The 3,478-nt window shown below is 54.2% G+C and carries 2 protein-coding genes; both read right to left on the reverse strand.

Going from position 1 to position 3,478, the window contains the following annotated elements:
* Positions 1-123: 123 nt before the first annotated feature.
* A complete protein-coding gene (locus DES29_RS12205) occupies positions 124-1,710 on the reverse strand; it encodes an ABC transporter substrate-binding protein (RefSeq protein WP_021995372.1) in 1,587 nt (528 codons plus the stop codon).
* 45 nt (positions 1,711-1,755) lie between these two features.
* Entirely contained in the window at positions 1,756-2,955 is a 1,200-nt protein-coding gene (locus DES29_RS12210) for a M20 metallopeptidase family protein (RefSeq protein ID WP_021995371.1), read from the reverse strand.
* Between the last annotated feature and the right edge of the window lie 523 nt (positions 2,956-3,478).

The following is a 3,478-nucleotide window of genomic DNA, read 5'->3' on the forward strand; positions in this document are numbered from 1 at the left end:
TACGAAAAAGCAGCGCGATATGCTCGCGCTGCTTGGCTTAGAAAATCCGCCCCGGGTGCTGAAAAATTAGGGATCAGTTATCCGGGAGTTCCGGCCGCTCTTCAAAGGTTTGATCAGAACGCCTTATTTGCCGCTTTCCGATTCATCCCAATAGGCCTCACGGAAGTCGATTCCCGTATCGGCGCGAAGGTGGAAATTCTTCAGCCGTGCATCCGCACCGGCAGTGCCGACCTCATAAACGAGATAGGCCCAGGGCGCATCGTTCCAAACCATTTTCTGGGCCTGCTGATAAAGCGCCGTACGCTTGGCTTCATCCGTAGTGCTGATGGCTTCATCGAGCAGCGCGTCGAACTTTGGGTTGCTGTAGTAGGACGTATTCATAAATTTCGGAGGCGCCTGCCGCGAATCGAGCAACGGGCGAAGCACCCAATCCGGATCCATTGATCCGTCGGCCCAGCCAATGTAATAAAGGCGGGATTTTGCTTCCTTCGGATCCTTAACGCCATATACGATCTGCGCGCGAACGCCCGGCTCAAGCATACGGGTTGTCGTCTTGATGCCGACCTGCGCGAGCTGCTGCTGCAGGAACTGAACGACTTTCGCCGAAGTACTGTTGGAGTATCCAGACCAAATTTCAGTCGTGAAGCCGTTCGGATAGCCTGCTTCCTTGAGCAGTTCGCGAGCCTTCTTCGGATCATAGGGCCAGGGGCCGAGCTTCAGTGCGCCGGGAATCTCTGCCGGATAGATCGTCGCGGAAGGTACGGCGTAGCCTGCAAAGGCCACTTTGCAGAGTGCCTCCTTGTTGATGGCATAGTTGATCGCCTGACGCACGCGAACGTCATCGAAAGGTTTAACGGTCGTATTGATCGAGAGATAGCGCTGCATGATGGAAGGCACCTCTTCAATACGGAACTTCGGATCCCCCTTAAACGTGGCGATCTGTTCATTAGGCATGGGGAAGACGAACTGCGCTTCACCCGTATGCAGCATCGCCGCACGAGTGCTGTTTTCCACCACCGGCTTCCAAACGATGCCGTCGAGCTTCGGCAGCGACGGATCTCGGTAATTGGGGTTCTTCTTGACGACAAGCTCTTCTGCGGGATTAAAGGAAACCAGCGTATAGGGCCCCGTGCCGCAGGCATTAAAGGCCGTGACTTTCTTGCCCTCAAGGCCATGCGCATCCTTGAGGAGACTTGGACAGATCATCTGCGGGTTCGTCATCGCTAGACGGCGAACGAAAGTCGCGAGCGGAGCCTGCAGCGTAAAGCGCACCTTGTACGGATCGAGCACCTCGACCTTTTCGATGAATTTGTAGACGTTGTAGCGCGAGAGCTTATTGTCGGGATTAAGCAGCCGGTCAAAGTTGGCCTTGACGGCGTCGGCCGTGAACTCGGATCCGTCATGGAACTTGACGCCCTTTTTCAAGGTAACCGTCCAGACTTTCGCATCGGGTGAAGTTTCATAGCCTTCAGCAAGTTCCGGCACAGGCTCCATCTTGGAATTGAAGGTAAAGAGACCTTCATAGAACGATTTCGAAGCGAGGCGCGTCAAAATGTCGGGCGCATCGTAAGGATCAAGCGACGTGAACGAAGCCGAGACAGCAACCGTGACAGTGCGGGCGGCAGCGGGCGCAGGAAATGCGAGCGTACCGGCGGCAGCAGAGGCGGCCAGACAGCTCAGCGCAAATTTAGATAAAAAAGTACGTGACATATTGCTTATTAAATTGAGGTCAGAAGTGAAACACGTTCACGGGCATCAGTGCGTCAGCTCGGTGAGTCGGCTGCGGGCAATTTCTGAGAGGAAGCAGACGGCCAACGGCAGAATCTCGTCATTGAAGTCGAACTTCGGGTTGTGAATGGCAGCCTGATGGGTTTCATCGGCCATGCCGATATAAGTCTGAATGCCGGGAATTCGATTGGCATATTCGGCGAAGTCTTCCCCGGCCATCGACATCGGCACGGGCTGGGGGCATCCCGGTCCGAAAAGACGCTGAGCGACACGCTTCGCCGCATCGGCACAAACAGGCGAATTGATAAGCGGCGGCGTGAGATGATCGATCCTCACTTCATGCCCAAGCCCCTGCGCAAGTGCGATGTGTTCCGTCATGCGGCGCATTTCGGTTTCAATAAGCGCCCGCACTTCCGGATTGAAAGTACGGATCGTGCCGGAAAGCTGCAGCTCATTCGGAATGACATTCGGCGCCCGGAGATTCCCCGCCTGCACGGCACAGATTGAAAGCACTGCGGGTTCGATCGGGTTCACTTTGCGCGAAACGATCGTCTGGAGTGATTCAGAAAGAAGCGCAGCCGTCGGGATGGGATCGAGCGTCGTATGCGGCCTCGCAGCGTGCGCGCCGCGCCCTTTGAGCGTGATGTAGAAAAAGTCACAGGAAGCCTGAACAGGGCCAGCCTGAATACCGATCTGTCCTTTCGGGAAGACCGGCGAAGCGTGAGCGCCGTAAATTTCGAGAGGCTTATATTTTTCAAGCACGCCGGCGGCAACAACGCTTCTGGCGCCTCGGCCGATTTCTTCGGCCGGCTGAAAGACAGCCAGAACTCGGCCGGGAAAATCCGGATGCGCATGAAGTGCGCGTAACGCTCCCAAGAGCCAAGTCACATGGCCGTCATGGCCGCAGGCATGACAACGCTGTGAAGTCTCACTTCTCCAGGCATTTTCAGATTCGTCGGGCATGGCAAGCGCATCCATATCAGCGCGAAGCGCCACCGTCGGGCCGGGTGCATTCCCGTTCACGACGGCGATTACACCGCCTTCGACGAGCTTGTCATCAAATTCAACACCCCATTCGCTCAGTTTTGTGGCGATGACGCCGCAGGTGCGGGAAGTGTCGAACCCAAGTTCGGGATGCTGATGAATGTCGCGCCGTATCTGCGCAAGCTCATTTCCCCACGCGAGAATTTCAGCGGGAATGCGGTCGGCGTACATGAACTCAGCCATTAGAACCTCCAACATGTTTTGTTAGTGTCTAAACATTATTCCGCTCGGCGCAGAGCATGCCGCTCTCCCGTTTCACGCAGTCACTTTGCTTTTCGTCATGGGTCGAAAAGAATACAGCCTGTCACACTGCCGCTAACAATCCAAACTGACCAATCAAACCTTGCCAGACATTGCCCTGCTTCGAAGCAAGCTTCATTTTGATAAGTAACGGCAGCTTTTAATCCCAGAATTTTGAAAACTGCCGACGACTTTGTTCGTTTGGCAAGCACACAGCAAAAACCCCGCATTAAGCGGAGTTTCGAGTAACCCAAACTCCCGGAGACTAGCTCCGGGAGGTCCTGATATGACGCAATGTCGGCCTATTTATTCTTCCTAATCCATTGTTTTTATTTAATAAAAACTTGACAAGCCTTTGCTTTATCTTTATTATAGTCTATAGTTATTTAATATAGACAACATCATGCCATCTTCGCCAAAACCTTGGTCTTTCTCTACGTACACGGATGCCGATGGGCGTACCTAT

This window comes from Sutterella wadsworthensis, assembly GCF_003315195.1.
Lineage (GTDB): Bacteria > Pseudomonadota > Gammaproteobacteria > Burkholderiales > Burkholderiaceae_F > Sutterella > Sutterella wadsworthensis.

What these genes read in the sequence shown, in the direction of transcription:
- DES29_RS12205 (WP_021995372.1), bottom strand. Translation starts at nt 1,710, where the DNA reads ATGTCACGTACTTTTTTATCTAAATTTGCGCTGAGCTGTCTGGCCGCC.
- DES29_RS12210 (WP_021995371.1), bottom strand. Translation starts at nt 2,955, where the DNA reads ATGGCTGAGTTCATGTACGCCGACCGCATTCCCGCTGAAATTCTCGCG.